General features: G+C 30.6%; 17 protein-coding genes. 6 read left to right on the top strand and 11 right to left on the bottom strand.

Annotated features, from left to right (window positions below; all coding sequences use genetic code 11):
- Positions 1-92 precede the first annotated feature (92 nt).
- Both JHL18_RS22920 and JHL18_RS22915 read right to left on the bottom strand, forming a co-directional pair.
- On the bottom strand, positions 93-3293 hold the full coding sequence (locus JHL18_RS22920) for a YhgE/Pip domain-containing protein (RefSeq protein ID WP_200273624.1): 3201 nt from the start codon (positions 3291-3293) through the stop codon (positions 93-95).
- Between the two features lie 318 nt (positions 3294-3611).
- Complete coding sequence (locus JHL18_RS22915) at positions 3612-4187, bottom strand: TetR/AcrR family transcriptional regulator (protein WP_200273622.1); 576 nt, start codon at positions 4185-4187, stop codon at positions 3612-3614.
- A gap of 353 nt (positions 4188-4540) precedes the next feature.
- Between JHL18_RS22915 and JHL18_RS22910 the strand changes: the two genes are divergently transcribed.
- Complete coding sequence (locus JHL18_RS22910) at positions 4541-5428, top strand: phosphatidylserine decarboxylase (protein ID WP_200273620.1); 888 nt, start codon at positions 4541-4543, stop codon at positions 5426-5428.
- Positions 5429-5519: 91 nt separating this feature from the next.
- Here JHL18_RS22910 and JHL18_RS26545 read toward each other — a convergent pair whose 3' ends face one another.
- Both JHL18_RS26545 and JHL18_RS22900 read right to left on the bottom strand, forming a co-directional pair.
- Complete coding sequence (locus JHL18_RS26545) at positions 5520-6668, bottom strand: Card1-like endonuclease domain-containing protein (protein WP_200273618.1); 1149 nt, start codon at positions 6666-6668, stop codon at positions 5520-5522.
- Positions 6669-6900: 232 nt separating this feature from the next.
- Complete coding sequence (locus tag JHL18_RS22900) at positions 6901-7185, bottom strand: hypothetical protein (protein WP_200273616.1); 285 nt, start codon at positions 7183-7185, stop codon at positions 6901-6903.
- A gap of 371 nt (positions 7186-7556) precedes the next feature.
- Between JHL18_RS22900 and JHL18_RS22895 the strand changes: the two genes are divergently transcribed.
- Entirely contained in the window at positions 7557-7790 is a 234-nt protein-coding gene (locus tag JHL18_RS22895; protein WP_200273614.1) for a DUF1292 domain-containing protein, read from the top strand.
- Between the two features lie 81 nt (positions 7791-7871).
- Here the strand turns inward: JHL18_RS22895 and crcB are convergent, their stop codons facing one another.
- The 3 genes from crcB to JHL18_RS22880 all read right to left on the bottom strand — a co-directional run bounded on the left by crcB (position 7872) and on the right by JHL18_RS22880 (position 9311).
- On the bottom strand, positions 7872-8246 hold the full coding sequence (gene crcB, locus JHL18_RS22890) for a fluoride efflux transporter CrcB (RefSeq protein WP_200273612.1): 375 nt from the start codon (positions 8244-8246) through the stop codon (positions 7872-7874).
- A 158-nt stretch (positions 8247-8404) separates the two neighbouring features.
- Positions 8405-8812: a bacteriohemerythrin gene (locus JHL18_RS22885; protein ID WP_200273610.1), complete on the bottom strand. Its 408-nt coding sequence runs from the start codon at positions 8810-8812 to the stop codon at positions 8405-8407.
- A gap of 130 nt (positions 8813-8942) precedes the next feature.
- Positions 8943-9311: a VOC family protein gene (locus tag JHL18_RS22880; protein ID WP_200273608.1), complete on the bottom strand. Its 369-nt coding sequence runs from the start codon at positions 9309-9311 to the stop codon at positions 8943-8945.
- Between the two features lie 436 nt (positions 9312-9747).
- Here JHL18_RS22880 and JHL18_RS22875 point away from each other — a divergent pair, with 436 nt between their 5' ends.
- Positions 9748-10482 carry an MBL fold metallo-hydrolase gene (locus JHL18_RS22875; RefSeq protein WP_200273606.1) on the top strand — a complete coding sequence of 245 codons (735 nt, stop codon included), beginning with the start codon at positions 9748-9750 and terminating at the stop codon, positions 10480-10482.
- Between the two features lie 128 nt (positions 10483-10610).
- On the opposite strand, the gene JHL18_RS22870 is transcribed toward JHL18_RS22875, so the two are convergent.
- The gene (locus tag JHL18_RS22870; protein WP_200273604.1) at positions 10611-12176 is read right to left on the bottom strand and encodes an FAD-dependent oxidoreductase; all 1566 of its coding nucleotides are present in this window, start codon (positions 12174-12176) and stop codon (positions 10611-10613) included.
- 281 nt (positions 12177-12457) lie between these two features.
- On the opposite strand from JHL18_RS22870, the gene JHL18_RS22865 reads away from it, so the two are divergent.
- On the top strand, positions 12458-12856 hold the full coding sequence (locus tag JHL18_RS22865; RefSeq protein ID WP_200273602.1) for a DUF1259 domain-containing protein: 399 nt from the start codon (positions 12458-12460) through the stop codon (positions 12854-12856).
- Between the two features lie 91 nt (positions 12857-12947).
- On the opposite strand, the gene JHL18_RS22860 is transcribed toward JHL18_RS22865, so the two are convergent.
- Positions 12948-15248: a glycosyltransferase family 39 protein gene (locus tag JHL18_RS22860; RefSeq protein WP_200273600.1), complete on the bottom strand. Its 2301-nt coding sequence runs from the start codon at positions 15246-15248 to the stop codon at positions 12948-12950.
- Between the two features lie 470 nt (positions 15249-15718).
- On the opposite strand from JHL18_RS22860, the gene JHL18_RS22855 reads away from it, so the two are divergent.
- Positions 15719-16516, top strand: a complete 798-nt coding sequence (locus JHL18_RS22855) for a glycoside hydrolase family 16 protein (RefSeq protein ID WP_200273598.1) — start codon at positions 15719-15721, stop codon at positions 16514-16516.
- 90 nt (positions 16517-16606) lie between these two features.
- On the opposite strand, the gene JHL18_RS22850 is transcribed toward JHL18_RS22855, so the two are convergent.
- Together JHL18_RS22850 and JHL18_RS22845 are read right to left on the bottom strand one after the other, a co-directional pair.
- A complete protein-coding gene (locus JHL18_RS22850) occupies positions 16607-17788 on the bottom strand; it encodes a cation diffusion facilitator family transporter (RefSeq protein ID WP_200273596.1) in 1182 nt (393 codons plus the stop codon).
- A gap of 590 nt (positions 17789-18378) precedes the next feature.
- On the bottom strand, positions 18379-18768 hold the full coding sequence (locus tag JHL18_RS22845) for a MerR family transcriptional regulator (RefSeq protein ID WP_200273594.1): 390 nt from the start codon (positions 18766-18768) through the stop codon (positions 18379-18381).
- Between the two features lie 844 nt (positions 18769-19612).
- Here JHL18_RS22845 and JHL18_RS26110 point away from each other — a divergent pair.
- A complete protein-coding gene (locus JHL18_RS26110) occupies positions 19613-20638 on the top strand; it encodes a carbohydrate binding domain-containing protein (RefSeq protein WP_243278125.1) in 1026 nt (341 codons plus the stop codon).
- Positions 20639-20813: the final 175 nt, after the last annotated feature.

Here is a 20813-nt window from a genome sequence, read left to right as displayed (position 1 = left end):
ACTTAAAGTCAAGATATGAAATTTTTGTAAGAAAAACTGTTGATGGATAAATTCCACCAACAGTTTAATATTACTTGATAGTGCAATAAAAACTATGCTGCTAATTCTTCCTTTTTACCTTCTATAAGTCTTACAAATTTTTCTCCTCTGTCTATAAATACAACAGCTATTACTATAAATACTACTAGATATGCTAATAGGAATAAAGAACTACTTACTATAACTGAGAAGTCTGAACCTGCTATAGATTCTCTTAATCCTGCTATTGCATAAGTAAATGGAAGATATGGATTTAAAACTGTGAAGAATTTAGGTACTAATTCTAGTGGGAAGGTACCTGCACAAGTAGTTAAGTTAAATATAAGCAACACTATTGCTAGAAGTCTTCCAGCATCTCCAAGTAGAGATATCAGCGCTTGTATTATCGCTATAAAAGTAAAGGATAATAATATATTAAATCCAAAGTAAGCTATAATATTATTTGGTTTTAATCCTAAGAATAAAACAACTATACTTACTAATACTGCTTGAAGTAATCCTATGAAGGTATATGAGAAGTATTTACCCAATACTCTTGAAGCAGAACCTGCATTCATTCCATCAGCAACCTTTGGTGATATTACGAAGAACATCATGATTGCACCAACCCATAATGATAATGGGATAAAGTAAGGGGTAAATCCAGTACCATAATCCTTAACTGTATTTACAGCTTCTGTAGTAACTTTAACTGGCTCTGATATGAAAGTTCCCATCTCTTCACTTGAATTCTTTAGATTATTATTTAGTTTATCTGAACCATCAGATAGTTTATCTGACAATTCTTTTGAACCATCTGTAAGTTTTACAACACCATCTTTAAGTTCAGGCATCTTTCCATTTAACTCTCCAAGTCCGCTATTTAACTTACTTGCTCCATCATTTAATTGATTTACTCCACTTATTAATGATGGTACTGATCCATTTAGTTGTCCTAATCCTCCAGCAACTTGAGTTGATCCATCATATAGCTGGTTTACTGCTCCATTTACTGTATTAAGTCCTCCAGTAACTTTAGTTGATCCATCATATAACTTTTGAACTCCATTTGTTAGCTCTGGGATAGATGCTAATAAGTTTTGAGCAGTTTCAAGGTTTCCTTCTGTTAAGGTTCTATCCGCTATTGCTAAAATATCAGCATTATTTTTTATATCTTGTTGAAGTCCCTTAACTTGACCTGCTAATTCTGGTGCTTTTTCAAGCATCATCAAAGTTTCAGGAGTGCTTAGTTTGTCTATAAGTGGCTTAGCAGAATCAATATCACTCTTAATCTTTGCAACCTTAGGAAGTAAAGCTTGAACCTTAGGGTCCTTAGTACTTGTAATTAAGTCGTTTATTAAAGCTAAGTTATCTTGATTCTTTGCTAAATCTGTTTGTATGCTATTTATACCACTAATTAAAGTTGATAATGCTGAAACATTATCAGGCTTTTGTAATGCTGCACCAACTGCATTTAGTAGAGGTAATTTAGAATTAACCAAGCCCATTGTTGCATCATAGTTTGTAAGCAAATTACCTAGAGCCCTTGCCGATTGTGGATTTGCTTGAACAACTGCCATCTTATCTTTAGCCATTTGCTCATAAGAGTTTAGCTGTTTCATCATTCCATCAAGTTCTGGCTTGTACTGTGCAAATCCATTAGTCAAATTACTTACTGAACTCATGTACTGAAGCATAGCATCTCTCTCTGCTGCAGATAATTGAACACTTTGTTCTCCTTGTGCCTTTGAAGTTCCAAGTTTAACTGCTATGGTTTTTAATTGATTATTTAGACTCTCATTACTTTGCATATTACCTATCTGATTCATTAAACCATTTAAATCACTTTTGGTTTTATCCATTGCAGCTAACTGATTACTTAACTGTGTAGGGTCATTTAATATTCCTTGTACAAGTGCTACATCGCTTTTTGTAATTAGTTTGCTTGCAGAGCTTAGATTATTTAATGAACTTATTATTACAGGCATTGTTTTTAGTTCATTATTTATATCCATACTTTGCAATTGAGTAAATAGTTGTGGTTCATTATTCTTTAATTTTAGCAAAGCTGCTTGTATAGAGTTCGCATCACTAACTAATTTATCTACGTTTTGAACTCTTGTTGCTAAAGCCTGTTGATTTTCAGGCTTTGAGAAGTCCATCTGTGATAAAACTAGCTGTATTGATGGTTTACTCATTAATACCTTTATTCCTTCATCACTAGTTAACTGCTTTATATCACTCATTGTACTTTCTACTAGCTTAACACTAGAACCATTTAAAGAATTAAGTACTGAAAGATCTGCATCAGATAACTTTTTACCTGCAGCTATTACTGATTTGATTTTTTGAAGGTTTTCAACATTTAAAACCTTATTTGGATCAATCTTATTAAGTCCTAAATTTATAACTGTTTCTTGTCCTTGTTTAGCTTTATCATTGAGCATTCCTAAACCATTAGTTATCTGATTAGACCCATCAAGCAATGCAGGGATACCTGTTGACGCCTTTAACTGACCTAATCCCCCTGTTATTTGATTTGATCCACTATAAAGCTGTGAAACTCCACTTGGCATAGCTGATGTCTTGTCCTTTAGTTGACTTAACCCATCACTCAACTTATTTGATCCATCTTTAAGTTGTGAAACACCATTTGCCATAGTTGGTACATTACTACCTAAGGTATCTATACCATCATAAAGTTTCTTACTTCCATCTGCTGCTGCTTGCATTCCATCTTTTAGTTCGTACATATTATCAAAAGTAACTTTAGTAAATTCTTTTGATATATTTGATGTAATTTTTTGCTGAATAGCTAGTTCAACTTTTCCTCCTATTTGTGAAGCAAGAAAATTCTTTTTGTCGTTAGGCACAAACTTAATCTCTGGTGATTCAGGCTTGTGATCCTTTGAACTGATTATTTTACCAGAAAAATCCTCAGGAATCACAAACATTGAATAATATTTGCTTCCTTCTAATCCATCTTTAGCTTCTTGTAAAGTGGTAAACTGCCACCCAACTTCTTTGTTTTCCTTCAGATCCTTTACAATATCATTGCCATAATTTACAGCCTTTCCATCATTTTCAGAACCTTTATCTAGATTTACTACTGCTACCGGAAGCTTATCCAATCTTGAATAAGGATCCCAAAATGCAGCTAGATAAAGTAAGCTGTATAACAAAGGCACTATGATAATTGCTATTACAGAAACTCTTATCAATCTGTTTCTAAATATGCTAGAAATATCCTTCCAAGCAATTTTAGCAAATTTCATACATTCACCCCGCTTTTCATAAGTTTTTGTACTGACTGGTCAGTTTTATTTATACTATTTTTAATTATCTTTTGCAAAAGCGGTTTGTGGCATTTTATGTAATAAAATCAACTAATTATTGAAAATATATTTAATTATCTCTATTATCCTTACTTTTATTCCGCCTTTTACATACTTGTGTTAATTAATACTCTCTACTCCTAGAGATAAAGCCCCTAACCTACTAATCAATAAATAATCTTTAACGCAAAAAAATAGAGGGTAAATAATTTCTTACCCTCTATTCTAAAAGCCAATATAGACTTCTGAAAAATCATTTTACAGTTTACTTGTTTGTAATCCTCTAAAGTTATAATCTATTAGATTATCAATAATACTTTCTAAATTTATCTTATCTATGTTTATTATTTCATATACGGCCGCAGATATTAAACTTCCAAAAAACGCATAAGCCATAAAAGAGACATCACCTTTTCTTATTAAACCAGTATCTGCTGCTTCTTTTATATATACCTCTATACCATAAATATATCGTTGAATCTGGTTTCTAAGTTCTAATTGTCTAAGTTCTTGACCCCATAATTGACTCATTATAACTTTAAAAAACTCTTTATTTCTATACAAAAAAGAAAGCTGTATCTTACAAACCTCTTTCAACTTAACCAATGCATCATCATCCATATTCTTAACCTGATTTATTTCATCATGCATAAGATTGATGCCTTCTGTTATTATAAAATTAAATATCTCTTCCTTACTCTTAAAATGATAATACAAAGTTCCTTTAGCCACTCCTGCTTTTAAGGCTATTTCATCCATTGTAGCACCGTTATAACCAGCCTTTGAAAAGATACTTATTGCAGCTTCAAAGATTGCTCTTTTGGTTTTATTCATGTTAAATCACTCCGTAATTTTTATTGACCAGCCAATAAAAATATATAAATTAGGTAAACTAATAATATTTGAATATGAATTCAAGATATCTTAAGCTTATTTAAGTTAAATATACAATACTTAGCTATGATTAACAATATTTATTTCAAATATTATAATTCAAATTATTGACCGAAAAATTGGATGTGATACAATTAGATGACAATAAATCTAACTTTATTATATTTAACAAAGTTTGTTGCATGCACAATAACAGCATCAAAAACTTTGCAAAAAATATATAAACTGCTACTTAAACTTATAAACATTAAATCTCAATACAAAATTATATATTTAAAAAGGTGAGGTACTCAATGATTAAAATATACAATAGGAAAACAAAAACCTATGAAGAAGAGCAAGTTGCTGGATTAAATTATTTAAAATGGTGTTATGAATCACCTGTTGGAAAGAGTATAACTGAACTATTTATTAAAAGAAAACTTTTTTCAAAGGTATATGGTTATTATTGTGATTCACCCTTGAGTAAAGGTAAAGTAAATGAATTTATAGAGGAATTCAATATAGATACTAATTTATCAATAAAAAAACAAACTGAGTTTACAAGCTTTAATGACTTTTTCTATAGAAAATTAACAGATGAAGCACGTCCTATAGACATGGATAAGAATGCTTTAGTTTCTCCTGGAGATGGAAGACTTTCTGTGTTTGAAAATATAGACTTAAATAATATAGTTCAAGTTAAAGGACTTACTTACTCATTAAAAGAACTGATAAGTGATGATAATGTAGCAAATGAATATGAAGGTGGAACTTGTATACTCCTTCGTCTATGTCCTACCGATTATCACAGATTCCACTTTATCGACTATGGAACATGTAGTGAAACTAAAAAGATAGATGGTAAGTACTACTCAGTAAATCCAATAGCTTTAGAAAAAGTTCCAAAACTTTTCTGCCAGAACAAAAGAGAATGGTCATTATTTAAATCTGAAAATTTTGGCGATATACTTCATATTGAAGTTGGTGCCACTTGTGTTGGAACTATAATTCAAAGTTACACTCCTAATAAAAAAGTTGAAAAAGGTTCTGAAAAAGGTTATTTTAAGTTTGGCGGATCAACTACTATATTATTCTTTAAAAAAGGCGTAGCTAAAATACATCAAGATATTATCCACCAAACCTCCCTTGGATATGAAACCAAGATAACAATGGGAGAAACCATTGGGACAAAACTTTAAATGATATAATTTTTAATAATTATATAAAAAGTTAACATAGTACTAAAGGCCTCTTCTTAATTATCAGAAGGGGCCTTTAGTATATAAATAACTACTTTAGTATTATATTTCTTAACTTTTCTTCAAATACATTTTTATTTCCATCATATATAACTAAATCAATATTCATTTCCTTAGCTCTCTCTTCTACAGAATGTTTTAAGGGCATCTTTGTTGCTACTAGAATCTTCACTACATTTTCTCCGCCTAATTGCTGTGCATATACATTAAGTTCATTAAGAGCAACCTCATCATATTTTGATGTATCTTTACAGGATATGCATATTAGAGTTGAATTCTTTATAGCAACTACATCTAACTCATTTTTTACTCTATTCTTTTCACTGTCCCACAAAAATAACATTCCACTTTTAACATCATCTACCTGCCTTATGCTATCTACTACTCGTTTTGTGTATGCTTCTAACCAAGAACCACTTTTAAAAATAAAGCTTTTTATGTTATTATTTAAAAACTTTATTGTGATATAGTCCTGCTTCTCTGAAGTATATTGTATTTGATTGTTTTTTTTCAATAAATGAAGCATAGAATTATATATATCCATTTCTTCTCTAGTAAGATACTTCATATCCAACCTTATTGTCATAGGATCCAATTGATTATGGATAAATACCTTGGGGTCATATAACCTATATTTCAAGCGTTCCCACACATCTAAATTATTTGATATTAAGTCTGTTATCTGATCAATTATTGCTTCGCTGTTACTTTCAGTAGAATCTATTATTATAGACCCTCCTGCACTTTCAATAATCTCTTCTATATTTAAATCATAGAAATTTTCATCAGTTATATCTATACTATCATCATTAAAACTAATGAGTTTTTTGTCTTCAACATCTAAGTAAATACATTTTATATTATATTTTTGTGCAAGATAGAGCAAGGTTAGTGAGTAAATTCTTTCTCCTCTTGTTACGTTTATTAATAAACCTTTATCTTTATATTTATCAACTAATCCCTTAATGGTTTCAACATCAAGCTTCTCTATTGGTTCACCAATAAATTTAATATTTTGAAACTTACTATTATAATATTTTTTCAAACTATCTAATTGAAGCTGCTGCTCTTTAACTTGCTTATATATATATATAACTTCTTTAGGTTTAAATCTCTCAGTAGCTATTATATTAGCCTCGTTATGGGTGTCTAATAAGTTTACTAAAGTATTAAATTCCACTTAATCACCTCTAAATTATCTTTTTATTATATATCTTGTGAATACAATCATGCTTATATACACACCTATTAATTGAGGCTGAAACCCATATTTAGTTCTATACTATTAATATAAAATTTATAGGGTTCATCACTAATTGTAGTTATAAGACTATTGATTATAAAAATTATTAGTCTATATAAGCTACTATTATAGTGAATAAACCCTATAGCAGTTAACTTTCGGTTATTTATTAAAACATGCTAAATTTTTTTCCATGAGGTCTTGTTAGTACATAAGCTAAAGAAGCTACTGAAACCACTAATCCAACACTAGCATATATACATTCCTTCATTCCCCAATCTTCAAACATTTCATGTTGTTTATCGTTATTATGGTGATGATCATATTCTTTTTGTTCACAGTGATCATATTCCATATAAGCTGATTCTAAATCTTCCTTTGGAAAAGGTGATCTTTTATACTTCATAAGATGTCTAAATTCTTTATTAAGGTTTACTCCTACACTTCTATTCATATATCCCGTTATTTGTAAACTAACAAACCTTATACAAGTTTATGTTTACTTCCTATATCATCGTGCACGATTTATATATTTATAAATATATAGATTCGTCTGGTCTAACACTCCGTAGGCGTAATTTCGGATGTATCCACCCTACATGAGACATAATTTTATGCAAAAATTAGTCTAAATCAACGGTCTTTCAACTCCTTTCAAATTTATTGACCAATTTATTAAAAGTTTCAATATAAGGATTCCCTAAATATTAAAATTTAAGTCATAAAAATCTTTTATAACTATCTTATTTTATTTTTCAACTCTCATATAATTTTTATTTATGTAAATAATAAAATAGTAAATCAAATGGAAAGGAGATATTTATTATGGCTCAACATAAAATAATGAGTTTTAGAGATGAAAACGGAAACAAAATAGATTATAAAATCTTAGACCAAGTTTTAGTCAATTCTGCTGAATACGTACTTATGTGTCCTGTTGATGATGAGAGTAGTGTAGAAATATATAAGATAAAGTTTGATAAACACTGGAATGAGTCCTTAGAAGAAGTAGAAAACCAAGATATAATTAATCAAGTAAAGCAAACTGCTCATCTATAATAGTTTATTAGCCCAGATTAAAAGTAATCTGGGCTAATAAACTAAGCTTTCTATAAACCATATATTTATAACATGATAACTTTATATGTTTTGCGCTATTCCTTTTCCTAGTATTACTCCAATAAGACTTAAGAAAAGATTTAAACATATATTAATCATAGCCAATATATACGAACCCTCAGAAAACAAATTAATTGTCTCATAACTAAAGGTAGAGAATGTTGTTAAGCCACCCATTATACCAGTAGTTAAGAATAATTTTAGATTCGGAGAAATCATTTGTGTACTAATACTGAGTTGTGTTATAAAACCTATAAGTATTCCTCCCACTACATTTACAATGAGTGTTCCATAAGGTAATGTAGTACCAAATAGCTTTGGAGAATGAATTGATATAATATATCTTAAGGAAGCTCCTATAAATCCACCTATTCCTACGTATAATATTTTTTGCATATTCTCACCTCTAAAAATAATATAATCTAGTAAATAAAATAAGTACTATATTATCTTAAACAAAAAACAAAAGCTTCTCAATAATTCTTTTTAATACAATAAGGATTTTTTATATACATTATCTTATTTTTAAGATAAATCCCCTAAAATCTCATATATTACGGATTTTTAATTACATCCCTCACATATTGAGCATCCTTACTAAGTATGTGTTGTCTTATCCAAGCAACTATAAATGTTAATATATCAATTATATACTGGTCTTGATTGGACTCTATATCATCAATATCTATAGCATCAATTTTCTCAATAAAATAATCATGTTGTAGTTTATGTGTAAATATTTGCTTATGTTTTACACTTTCCATTAGCTTTTCTTCCTCACTAAAATGAAACTTAGCATAATTTTTCAATTCTTTTATGACCTTTCTTACCTTTTCATACTTGTTATCGCAAGCATCATCTTTCAGAAGATTATAGCACTCATCGGCAAGTTCAAATAATCTTCTATGCTCTCTATCTATCTTATCTATTCCAGTTTCATACTCTTTTGTAAGCTCAAACATTAATCTTCCCCCTTTTAAGTTTTACCTAAAATTAAATTATAATAATAAGTATTCCCCTTGTATCATAGTTTAATTTCTATGTAATATAATAAGACTTCAGGTTTACTGAACTAAGCCTGAAGTCTTGTAACTATCTTGTAGGAATGATCTCAATCCAATATTCATCAGGGTCATTAATAAAATATATCCCCATTGATTTATTTTCAAAACAAATACATCCCATCTCCTCATGAAGAGCATGAGCTGCATCAAAATCATCAACTTTTAGTGCAAGATGGAACTCATTGTCTCCTAGGTTATACGGCTCCTTCCAATCTTTAAGCCAAGTAAGCTCCAAAGTATGCTTTGATACACCGTCACCTAAATAAACCAATATAAAGCTTCCATCCCCAGCAACTTTTCTTCTAACTTCTTTTAATCCTAAAGCTTTCTCATAAAAAGCCAAACTCTTTTCAAGATCTAAAACATTTATGTTATTATGATCAAATCTAAAATTCATCTCTGAACCTCCTTAAAATATATATTTAAAAAAATATCTTTTAATCAATTATCATTTCTTATAGTATAAATATTCAATATTTAACAATAATGAACGTTTAGAAACCATGTTTAAATCAAATGGTTAACCAATAATAAGACTTACAGCCCTCATCTTTAAAATTATTTTCTTGGTTATAATTATATTATAAAACTTATATTTAATGAACATCATAATATGAAAATAATGCTTATTTATTTCAATATATTTATTAAATACATGAAATTTTATTTCCGTCATATATTCTCAACTTAAGTATAATAATATTTATATAACCATTAAAAGAGTTGTATATACAAAATAAAAAATATGATTATTGAAGTATTTTATAATAAGGTCTATAATTTGTAATAATTGTAAACTGATTTTTAATAAAATAATGGAATGGGTGATATAAATGAACAAATTTAATGTAAAAATAAATTATCTTTATAATAGCGGATTTTCAGTAGAAACTGAAAACTATCTTCTAATCTTCGATTATTTTAAAGATACTGTCGATAGTGAGATAAAAAACAGAACAACTGGCTCTATAAGCGAAGACGACCTAAATACCCCTAAGAAGCTAATAGTATTTTCCTCTCACAGCCACGCAGATCACTTCAACCCAGTTATTCTTGAATGGGAGGGTGTTAGACCAGATATTAGTTATATTTTAAGCAGTGATATACAACCTAATAGTAATAGTAAAAACATAAATATAATATCAGCTTATGAAACCTTAAATATACAAGGTGCAGAAATCAAAGCCTTTGGTTCAACAGATCTTGGAGTATCTTTTTTAGTTAAGGTCGACGACACCAACATATTTCACTCAGGAGATTTAAACTGGTGGTACTGGTGGGATGATGAAGAATCTGATATTAAAGAAGCTGAAAGAATGTTTAAAGATGAGATATCAAAAATAAAAGGAAATGCTATAGATATAGCCTTATTCCCTGTAGATCCAAGACTTGAACACAATTATTGTGTTGGCGGAGAATACTTCATAAAAGAACTCTCTCCAAAAATATTTATACCAATGCATTTTGGTGAGGATTATGGAACTACAACTAAGTTTAAAGAAAAGGTTGCATCACTACCTGTAGAAGTTAAAGAAATAAAGTATAGAGGTCAAGAATTGCAGCTATAATACTGTATAGAAATAACCTATAATATTTTTTATTAATAGGTTATTTCTATATGCTTCCCTTTTGGACAATTGCTATAGAGATTTTGTAAAAATAACTTTCAGATTGAAATAATTTATATTAAATCTAATTAAAATATATTTGGATCTGGTTTGTTAGGTCCATATCCTTGGTAATTTAATCTTTTAAATGCAGGCCCTTCAACATTTCCACCATCATAATTAAATCTTGAACCATGGCAAGGGCAATCCCAAGTTTTCTCTGCCTCATTCCATTGCAGCTCGCAGCCTAAGTGTGTACATGTTGTATCAACTACATGCAGTACTCCGTTTTCATCTCTATATGCCCCCATCTTTTGACCATCTATCTCTATAACCTCCGCCTCACCATTCTTAATATCTATGTCGTGAGGTACTGGTGAAAGTTTACCTGATATAAGACTTTTGGCCACATCTAAATTTTCCGATATAAGTTTAGGGACAGAGCTTATATCAAATCTTGATGGATTATACACTGATGCCCATTGATTTTCACCTTTTGTAATTAAATCCGTTAAAATCATGGCTGAAACAGTACCATTAGTCATCCCCCATTTTCCAAAGCCTGTAGCGACTAGAACATTTGAAGTTCTTGAATTTATATAACCAACGTATGGAAGACTATCTACAGTTACACAATCTTGGGTGGACCATCTATATAAAATACTTTCTAAATTAAAGTTTTCCATTGCAAACTTTCCTAAGTTTTCATAATGAACATTAGTTTTTTTCTCACTTCCAGTTTTATGATGCTCTCCACCTATAAGTACAAGCTCACCACCCTCATATTTTTGGGAACGAAGAGATCTTAACGGCTTTTCTGCACTTATAAACATACCTTCTGGGAATGGGTCCTTAGCCTTAACCCCTATTATGTATGATTTCTCTGCATGCATCCTTGCAAAATATAAGCCTAATCCATCATAGCAAGGAAAATGTGATGCTACTATAATCTTGGATGCAGTAATTTTTTTACCATCATCTGTTTTTACCACACACTTTTCATTATCGTCAACATCAACTACTCTTGTATGTTCAAATATATTACTTCCATCTCCAGGTATATCATTAGCTAATGCAAGAAGATATTTTAACGGATGAAATTGTGCTTGATCATCAAATCTTACAGCAGCCTTTACACTGAAAGGTAAAGGCACTGTATCAAGATAGTTTGCTTTTATACCTAACTTAGATGCTGCTTTTGCCTCATTTTGAATTTTTTCTATATACTCATCTGATTGAGTGTATATGTAAGAAGGCTTCCACTGAAAATCACAATCGATATTTTTCTCTTTAGTTAGATTGTAGATAAACTGAATTGCTGATTCATTAGCTTCTGCGTACTTTCTTGCTTTTTCTTCTGCAAAATTCTTAGTGATTTTATCGTAGATTAATCCATGCTGAGAAGTTATCTTTGCAGTTGTATGTCCAGTAGTACCATGCGCAATACTGTTAGCTTCTAAGATAGCAACCTTAAGTCCCTGTCTTTTTAGAAGAAAGGCAGAAGTTATCCCAACAATACCTCCTCCTATTATTGCTACATCTACTGTTATATCATTTTCTAACTTAGGATAATCAGTTTTATTTGTTGATGCTATCCAATATGGCTCATGATTACTTGAAAATACATCAAGATTGTTAACATTTATATTCTCCATTTATATCCTCCTAAAAGTAACTTTAAAAATATGTTTTTAATAAACAATTATTATTTTTCACTCAACATGAATTATTATGTACATAATCATAAATTTTCCTATTAATTCCTTGATTATAATTATTTTTAATTCAATCAATAGTTTGTACACATTTCCTATGATATGTTCATACTATAAACTATATAGCCTCCTATTGTATTACATAGGAAATCAGAACTTCCTATGTAGCATTAACAAACAAATAATTTGATTTCTAAATATATAGGAGGATTTAATTAGTTATGGAAAAACGTAACGTTTGCAGTGAATTTGCCAAGATACTTGGTGCAGAAATTCTTACCTGTAATAATAGAGTATGCGCTGTAACTTTCATGAGAGATATACACGCAGAAATATTAGGTAGACCAACTCATTCTCCATTAGCTCTATCAGCATTGTTTTCTTTTGAATCTGTAGATAATCCAGGTAGAGCTCTTAATTTAGGCGAAACAGTGATTCTACAAAGAGAGATAAATGATTTTATTAGTATTCTTAGACATCACGGAATTACTATTACAGCTCTTCATAATCATTGGCTTTTTGATGATCCAAGACTTATGTATATTCACTTTGAATCTATAGATAATCCACTAGCTTTTGCAAGAAAAGTAGCAGATGCTCTAAAGGTTTTAAGAAAATAAATAGCTATATCAAGTTATAAAAGATAACACCTCCAACAGAGGCAATATCTCTGTTGGAGGTGTATTTTATTTATTTCCCAGTAAATATATTTTATTTTGATGATACGCTATCTGTATAGGATTTTAAATCATATAATGAACCTGAGTTTCCCCCAAACCCTCTACCATTTTGTTTTGATTGATCATCTTGATTCGATGTATTATTACTATTAGGTGAATTATTATCACCTACAGCCTTAGTACTTGCTGATGTGTCGGATATAGTTGCATTATCTGTGACATTTACTTGAGTAGAATCGCTGTATTCACTCGAGGAAACCAACTTACCATTTTGCTTTACCCAATTCATTATCTCACTGCTTGATGAGTTTCCTCCACCCATTCCACCAGTCATAACATACCTTACTTCACCCTTAGCAACTAATTGTTTAAATTGATCTAAAGTTATTGACTTGTCGTTTCCAAGGAATCCTCCTATAGCCATTACAGGATCTCCAGTGCTTATTATTATATCTGATGCTGAATTAGCATTTGATACAACAAGTAGGTACTTTTGATTAGCGGTTTTATTTTTTTCTAGAAAACTTACTAATGCCGAATCTCTACTATTCCCCATGCTTCCATCCAAATTGCCTTCACCTGTAGAACTTCCTGATAAAAGCTCTAAACCTGCTGCCGGGAACGAACTATTTAAAGGATAAACTAAAGCTGCTGCTGATCCTACAAAAGGCGTTATCATAAGTCCTACTACAGCTAAACTTACTATTATGTTTTTAAATCTAAGTGTTATACCATGTCTTTTATTATTAGATTCATTTTCCAATCCTTTTTTACCAATATTCATAAGGTTTAACATTAACAGAATTACAGATGACCCTAAACATAATATAATTACTAAAACTGCTAGTATTTTTATAATATTTGATGTGTCAACAAAGTAAGATAACATTAACATTTGAACTAACCCATTAGATATTAAAGCAACTGGGAAAAACCATGACTTCCATCCACCTTCTTTATAAAGCTGCCACATAATTGTTATTCCAATTCCAGCTAAAGCCGCAGTTGGTGGAGCTAACATTGTTAAGTAGTATGAATGAAATGTACCTGTATTAAAACTAAAATACACAAATACCGGTAAGAACCACATTCCCCATAATACTAAAGCCTGTTTTTTAGTATTGTCTAAACGTAACTTTAACCTTTCTTTAATTGCTGCTGCTATAAATCCAAATATAGCAAGTGGTATGAACCAAACTATTTGGTCTGACAGTATATTCTTTGAAAATAGTCTTGTAATACTAGATGGTGTTTGAGCTCCAAAGCTGCCTGCAAGTCCTAAACTTCCTCCGCTCATTTGAACACCATTACCTTGCCTGTTACCTGGTGGATCAAACTGTCCATGTCCACTTGGTGGAGTTTGGTCATCTCTTCCAGGAGCCATTTTATCATTTCCATCTTGTGTATTACTGCTTGTGTTATTTGATGTATTTTTATTATTTTGTATTGTGTCAGAAGCAGAGCTAGTTCCATCTTGCTGTCTTGATGGACGTTGACCATTTCCTCCAGGCGCTCCAGCGGCGCCATTACCATTATTATTACTACTTAAGCTAACTCTTTCTAATCCATTATGTCCTACTATAAGTTCCATAACCGTGTTGTTTGTACTACTATCAACATATGGCCTGCTACTAGCTGGTACTAGATCTACAATAACTGCCCATGATAAGGAAACTGTCATTAGTACAAAAGTACCTATTATTAAATTTAGTATTCTATTCTTAACTGAAGTTGCAGTTGAAAGAATATATGTTATATATAAAGCAGGAGCTATCATATATGCTTGTAGCATCTTTACATTAAATCCTACGCCTACTAAAACCATGCTTAGTATAAGATACTTAAGCTTACCATTCTCCGCTGCAATCGTTAATGCCCAGCATGCAAGTAAAAGCACCATAACTAGTGTATTATCAACTGAATTATTTCTACTTACTGCTACGAAAACCGGTGTTATAGCTAAAGTTAACGCTGAAATAAGACCAGCAACACTTCCAAAAGCTCTCTTAACCAAATGATATATTATTACAACAGATACCACTCCCGCTAAGGCCTGAGGAAGTATTATACTCCATCCACTAAAGCCAAAAATCTTTGCTGAAATAGCCTGAAGCCAAAATCCTAAAGGTGGTTTATCTATACTTACAAATCCTGCTGGATCAAAAGATACAAAGAAGAAGTTTTTAAAACTCATCGTCATACTTTTTGCAGCCGCTGCATAATAAGCATTCGCAGTACCTTCAATTCCTAAATTACCAAAGTTAAGTACTGCAGATAATATTGTAATTAAAACTAAAGCAATATTCTCTTTAGTAGCTTTCATATTTTTCATCATTAATCCCCCCTACAATTCATAGCAAATCTCATATCACAGTTCTATATGCTCAAGTATATCTTCCAATAATCTAACCAATATCAAAAAAAAATGTGAAGTTTGTGTGATTAGACTTCACACATTCTTAGATTATGTAATTATTTTTTAATAATTTTAGTTTAAACTATGGATTTATTAACAAGTTATGGTATAATAAGTTTATAAAATTCAAAATATTCAGACACATTCTATTTCTATTCTAAATATTCGTAACAATATATCTAATATTGATCACTCATCATATAAAGTACTTTATACTTTATCAAATCAATCCAACTTATCTTTTATACTTTTCTCAAAATCTTAGCAGAAAGGGGAGATTTAACCTTTACTAAAACCTTATAAATAATGGGTACTCTACAAACTAATCATTAAATCAAATTTTCAAAGCTAATCTAATAAAAAAATAAAAATTTAGGGGGATTACCATGTCTAAAATAGGAAAATTTCTTGCTATACCTGCTATACTTGCGCTTACAGCATCATTCATACCTTGTACTAATACAACAACAGCGAAAGCTGCTACTGCTTCAACCTTAGTTTGGAGCGATGAATTTAACGGAACTTCTATTAACACCTCAAACTGGGCCTTTGATACAGGTGCAGGCGGTTGGGGAAACAACGAGCTTCAATATTATACAAACAGATCTGAGAATGCTAGGGTATCAAACGGAAACTTAGTTATAGAAGCTAGAAAAGAAAATTATGGTGGAGCGGCTTATACTTCAGCTAGATTAAAAACTCAAGGTCTTAAGAACTGGACTTACGGAAGAATAGAAGCTAGAATGAAGCTACCTCAAGGACAAGGTCTATGGCCTGCATTCTGGATGCTTGGTCAAAATATAACTCAATCTGGTATCGGATGGCCTAAATGTGGAGAAATAGACATTATGGAACATGTAAACCTTGAAAGTGTTATTCACGGTACTATCCATTGGGATACCAATGGTCATGCATACTATGGAAATCAATCAGGAAATATCGATGTAACTCAATATCACACTTATTCAATACAATGGGATGCTAGCTCAATAAAATGGTTTGTTGATGGAGTTCAATTCAACGAAGCAAATATAGCTAACAATATAAATGGTACTGAAGAGTTCCACAAACCATTCTTTATCATATTAAACTTAGCTGTTGGCGGAACTTGGCCAGGTAACCCAAATTCATCAACTGCTTTCCCTGCACAAATGCTTGTTGATTACGTTAGAGTATATCAATAATCTTTAACTAAATAACAAAAATAACAAAAATAAAAAGTACCTAGAAGGTAGCCTTTGTTTTTAAGCTTACCATTCTAAGTACTTTTTTTCTTAATAAAACTCTCTATCAAAATTAATTATACTTCTATATGATGGATATAGGTTTTCTATAGACTCCTCTATCTTACCTTTAACTTCTTTTTCCTTCTCTTCACTAAAATACGGCTTATCCAACACAACATCGAATATAAGTGTTTTTTCTTCGCAATCTCCAACAACTCTAAAGTCATGCATAGATAATACACCATCTATTTCACTTATGTGTTCAAAGACTTTCCTCTTTAGGTTTATAACCTCTGGACTATCTATCTTGATTGGGTCCATGTGTATTGAAAGATATACATTCATTTTGTGCCCTATCTCTTTCTCAACCTTATCTATAACATCATGAATCTCCATGATAGGTACGTCATGAGGAACTTCTGCATGTAGAGAAGCTATATACCTACCTGGACCATAATTATGGATAACTAAGTCATGAACTCCTGTAATAGGTTTATAGCTCACTACACTATTTATCAAATCATCTACAAATTCTTTTTCAGGTGCTGCTCCTATTATCGTATTAAGCATTTCTTTTCCAAGCTCAAACCCTGAATGAAGAATAAATAATGATACTATCACCCCTACATATCCATCTATAGGGAAAGATGTAAATCTAGTTATTAGTAGTGACAATGTAACCATTGATAAAACCAGAATATCAGTAAAAGATTCTAAAGCTGAAGCTTTTAAAGCTGATGAATTGATCTTATTACCTATATAGTTAGTAAATCTATTAAGAAATATCTGAAGCGGCAATGAGCATGCCATACAAATAAAGCTTATTAAATTAAAAGGCACCTCTACCGGATGAAGTATACGTAAAACTGAACTTCTTATAAACTCAACTCCAACTACAAGAATAGCTGCTGCAAATAAAAGTGCTGTAAGATATTCTATTCTTCCATATCCAAAAGGATGTTTATCATCTGCAGGACGGTTTGATAACTTAAAGCTAATTATAGTTATTAATGAAGATAATGCATCTGTTAGATTATGAAATGCATCAGCTGTAATAGCTATACTATTAAGAAAAATTCCAATAACAAGTTCCAAAATAAGAATTGAAGAATTGATTATTATACCTACTTTTCCTCCAAGTGACCCATAGGATTGTCTGACCTTTTGTGAATTAACATTTTCATAGTCCTTTACAAATCTTTTAATTAAGAAATCAAAGATAAACTTCATAAAGACTCACCCCCATTATTATTGTATTGTTATATCTTGTGTTTCTTTACACTTAACTCAATAAAATATGTTTTTCTAAGCAAAATATGCGTAACTATTATACCATAAAAAACCATACTAATGAACATAAATGAACCTCTTAGCAAGCTATATAGATAGATAACCCAATAGTTCAATTAAACCTTTTAAGCCTCTGCTTAAACCCTAGCAGAGGCCTATTTAATATATAATAAGAAAATTTTTAGTTGCTATAGATAAACCAGTTCCAAATAGAATCTATATTTAATAATCCTATTACAATTATTAATTAACAGAAGTATCACTTAGTTTTATTAAATTGAGCTGGATTATATATTCCGCTGAACTGATAAACTACTTCAGTCATTAAACTCCAAATAAAGATTTCGATGGTTCTACGAATCTTTATTTGGATAGATTTCAATATGAAGTAGTTTATCTATATAACTTTATAACATGAATAAATAAGATATTATTATTGCAATAACACTAGGTATGCCAAAGTAAATATATTTTTTAACTATCTCAAACATATTCACCTCTTCAAGTGATACTTTAGTTTTTCCCCCAAGCTACTCTTCGCTATTATTCTCTTCAATCTCATCCTTAATTAATTGATCGTACCGCTGTAGTTTTATATTTACAACCTCTAACAAATCATTATATCTTTTTATTTCTGTCTCAATTATTTCTTTTTGTTCAAGTATAATTTCACGTCGTTTTAACAAGGTTCCCTTTCCTTGAATAGTTAGTTCTACATAGTTTTTTATATATGCAATGGACATTCCAGTTGCTCTCATACATCCTATAAGCTGAATCCAAATCAAATCATCATCTGAATAAACTCTTCTTCCACTATAATTACGGTGTACATATGGTATTAACCCTTCTTTTTCATAATATCTCAAGGTATATTGTGATATATTAAGTTTCTCCGATACCTCTTTTATGGAGTAACCCATGATAAACTCCCCTTTACATTTTGCTTTTTAATTATATGCTGAGATGCTTAACATTATATAGGTTAATATAATAAAAAATCAACCTTACAAAAATCACCATTGACTTAGAGCGCGCTCTAAAAAATATACTAAATACATCTTAAGGAATTTGTTTTTCCTTACCTAAATTAATTTTTTATATAAAAGGAGAAATTTATTATGAATACTGCACAAATGCCAATACATTCAGGCTATGGATTTAGCTCAACTGCAAAAGAAGTTATAGGAGATTTAGACTTAAAAGGCAAAACTGCAATTGTTAACTGAGGCTATGAAACATAACTTACAATTCAATAAACATATTTTTATTTTTCCTTTACCTTAAAAATACAAATATGTTATAATTGATAATAAACATATTTATAATAAATGTGTTATCAACATGTTTATTAAGACACTAGAAAGCATATAAGTGACACATCTCAGATAACTATATGAAAATGATGCTTTTCATATCAAACTCTTTTTCCACGTTTTTATTTCATTAATTAAGTGTTTAAAACCACTAGCATAAATCTTATCTTAATGACTCCTTGTAAACATTACCATGAATTTCGACTATTATATCATATAAAATATTAATTCCTACTACATATTTAGATAATATATATCTTTTTAAATTAAAGTTTAAAAATAGAATAAAACTTTCAATAAAGAATTTAACCAAGAAATACTTTAAACAAAAAAGGGGGTACTCAAGTAATAAATAAAAATGTTTAAGTTAATAAAAGATGTAATGTTTAATAGAAAGATGCTTAGCTTTATATCAAATATTACAACTTGATTATAAAAGGAGGAAATAAAAATGATCAAATTAAGAAACAAAAGCTTTTCTAAGCCAGTATCACTTATGATAAGCGCATTACTTACAATGTCCTTATTCGTCGGCTTTAATAGTCGCAATGCTTCCGCTGCTGAATCAAATCTTGTACAAAATGGTGACTTTTCTAATGGTAGTACAAGCTGGACCTTATGGTATGGAGAAGGAGCCGATACTTCTACCGCAGTAAAAAATGGCGAATATAAAGAATATGTAAGAACTGTAGGAAATACTTGGTGGGCAACACAATTAAAATCTAATACTTTCTCTCTGACTTCAGGAAAAACTTATAAGTTAAGCTTTAGAGCTCGCTCTTCTGTAAATAGAGCTATTAAAGTTGTTGTGGAAAATAGTCAAACTTATGCTGAGTATTTTGATGTTAATGTTAATACTACAGGAACAATGACTACTTATAGTTATCAATTCAAAATGAACACAAATGATAGCTCTGCAATAGTTTTATTTGGAACAGGTAACGTAAGTGGTACTTTACCAGTTCACGAAGTATATTTTGATAATGTTTCTTTACAAGCTGTAAGTTCATCTACTAATCCATCAGTATCTAAACCTGCAGAAGTTCCAAGTGATATATGGAGATATGCATCTAATGTTGATACAAAGTTTGGTAAAGGTGGAGACTTTGCTTTACTATTATGTGCAGTTATTAAAAAAGAAAGTAACTTTGGAGCAGGTTTATCAGGAAGCCCATCAGCTGGTGACGGATTGATGCAAGTAGAACCAAATACAAGAAGCGCTTACGCATCTAAGTTTGCATCAACCTTTGGACGTACTTACGATAACAATAGTCCTCAAGACCAAGTATGTATGGGTGGGCTAATTCTTAATGAAAACATCATACAATTTGGCGGAGTATATAACGGTCTACTACACTATAACGGAGGACCAAATTGGTATCCAGGTGCAACAGACTCTTACGGTCGTCCAATCTTAGCTGACCAATATGCCAATGCGGTTTATGCTACTTACAAAAGCTATGGCGGATCTAAATAATAATACTGCTTTATAATTCTACCAATATAATATGTTTATAAAATTATGAAAGGGCTATAGCGTTTACGGTTAAAAAACCGTTAATGCTATGCCCTAGTTTTTTGAAGTTCATAAGGATTATACTTATGTCCTTAGCCATCTTTTTAAAAACAGTCAGTTCATAAATTAAACAAGA

Origin of the sequence: Clostridium yunnanense, from assembly GCF_016595795.1 — a bacterium.
Lineage (GTDB): Bacteria > Bacillota > Clostridia > Clostridiales > Clostridiaceae > Clostridium_AR > Clostridium_AR yunnanense.
This window is presented reverse-complemented; position numbering and strand designations above follow the sequence as displayed.

What these genes read in the sequence shown, in the direction of transcription:
- JHL18_RS26110 (WP_243278125.1), top strand. Translation starts at nt 19,613, where the DNA reads ATGATCAAATTAAGAAACAAAAGCTTTTCTAAGCCAGTATCACTTATG.
- JHL18_RS22915 (WP_200273622.1), bottom strand. Translation starts at nt 4,187, where the DNA reads ATGAATAAAACCAAAAGAGCAATCTTTGAAGCTGCAATAAGTATCTTT.
- JHL18_RS22855 (WP_200273598.1), top strand. Translation starts at nt 15,719, where the DNA reads ATGTCTAAAATAGGAAAATTTCTTGCTATACCTGCTATACTTGCGCTT.
- JHL18_RS22885 (WP_200273610.1), bottom strand. Translation starts at nt 8,812, where the DNA reads ATGTTTGAGCTTACAAAAGAGTATGAAACTGGAATAGATAAGATAGAT.
- JHL18_RS22860 (WP_200273600.1), bottom strand. Translation starts at nt 15,248, where the DNA reads ATGAAAAATATGAAAGCTACTAAAGAGAATATTGCTTTAGTTTTAATT.
- JHL18_RS22845 (WP_200273594.1), bottom strand. Translation starts at nt 18,768, where the DNA reads ATGGGTTACTCCATAAAAGAGGTATCGGAGAAACTTAATATATCACAA.
- JHL18_RS22865 (WP_200273602.1), top strand. Translation starts at nt 12,458, where the DNA reads ATGGAAAAACGTAACGTTTGCAGTGAATTTGCCAAGATACTTGGTGCA.
- JHL18_RS22875 (WP_200273606.1), top strand. Translation starts at nt 9,748, where the DNA reads ATGAACAAATTTAATGTAAAAATAAATTATCTTTATAATAGCGGATTT.
- JHL18_RS22850 (WP_200273596.1), bottom strand. Translation starts at nt 17,788, where the DNA reads ATGAAGTTTATCTTTGATTTCTTAATTAAAAGATTTGTAAAGGACTAT.
- JHL18_RS22870 (WP_200273604.1), bottom strand. Translation starts at nt 12,176, where the DNA reads ATGGAGAATATAAATGTTAACAATCTTGATGTATTTTCAAGTAATCAT.
- JHL18_RS22880 (WP_200273608.1), bottom strand. Translation starts at nt 9,311, where the DNA reads ATGAATTTTAGATTTGATCATAATAACATAAATGTTTTAGATCTTGAA.
- crcB (WP_200273612.1), bottom strand. Translation starts at nt 8,246, where the DNA reads ATGCAAAAAATATTATACGTAGGAATAGGTGGATTTATAGGAGCTTCC.
- JHL18_RS22910 (WP_200273620.1), top strand. Translation starts at nt 4,541, where the DNA reads ATGATTAAAATATACAATAGGAAAACAAAAACCTATGAAGAAGAGCAA.
- JHL18_RS22900 (WP_200273616.1), bottom strand. Translation starts at nt 7,185, where the DNA reads ATGAATAGAAGTGTAGGAGTAAACCTTAATAAAGAATTTAGACATCTT.
- JHL18_RS22895 (WP_200273614.1), top strand. Translation starts at nt 7,557, where the DNA reads ATGGCTCAACATAAAATAATGAGTTTTAGAGATGAAAACGGAAACAAA.
- JHL18_RS22920 (WP_200273624.1), bottom strand. Translation starts at nt 3,293, where the DNA reads ATGAAATTTGCTAAAATTGCTTGGAAGGATATTTCTAGCATATTTAGA.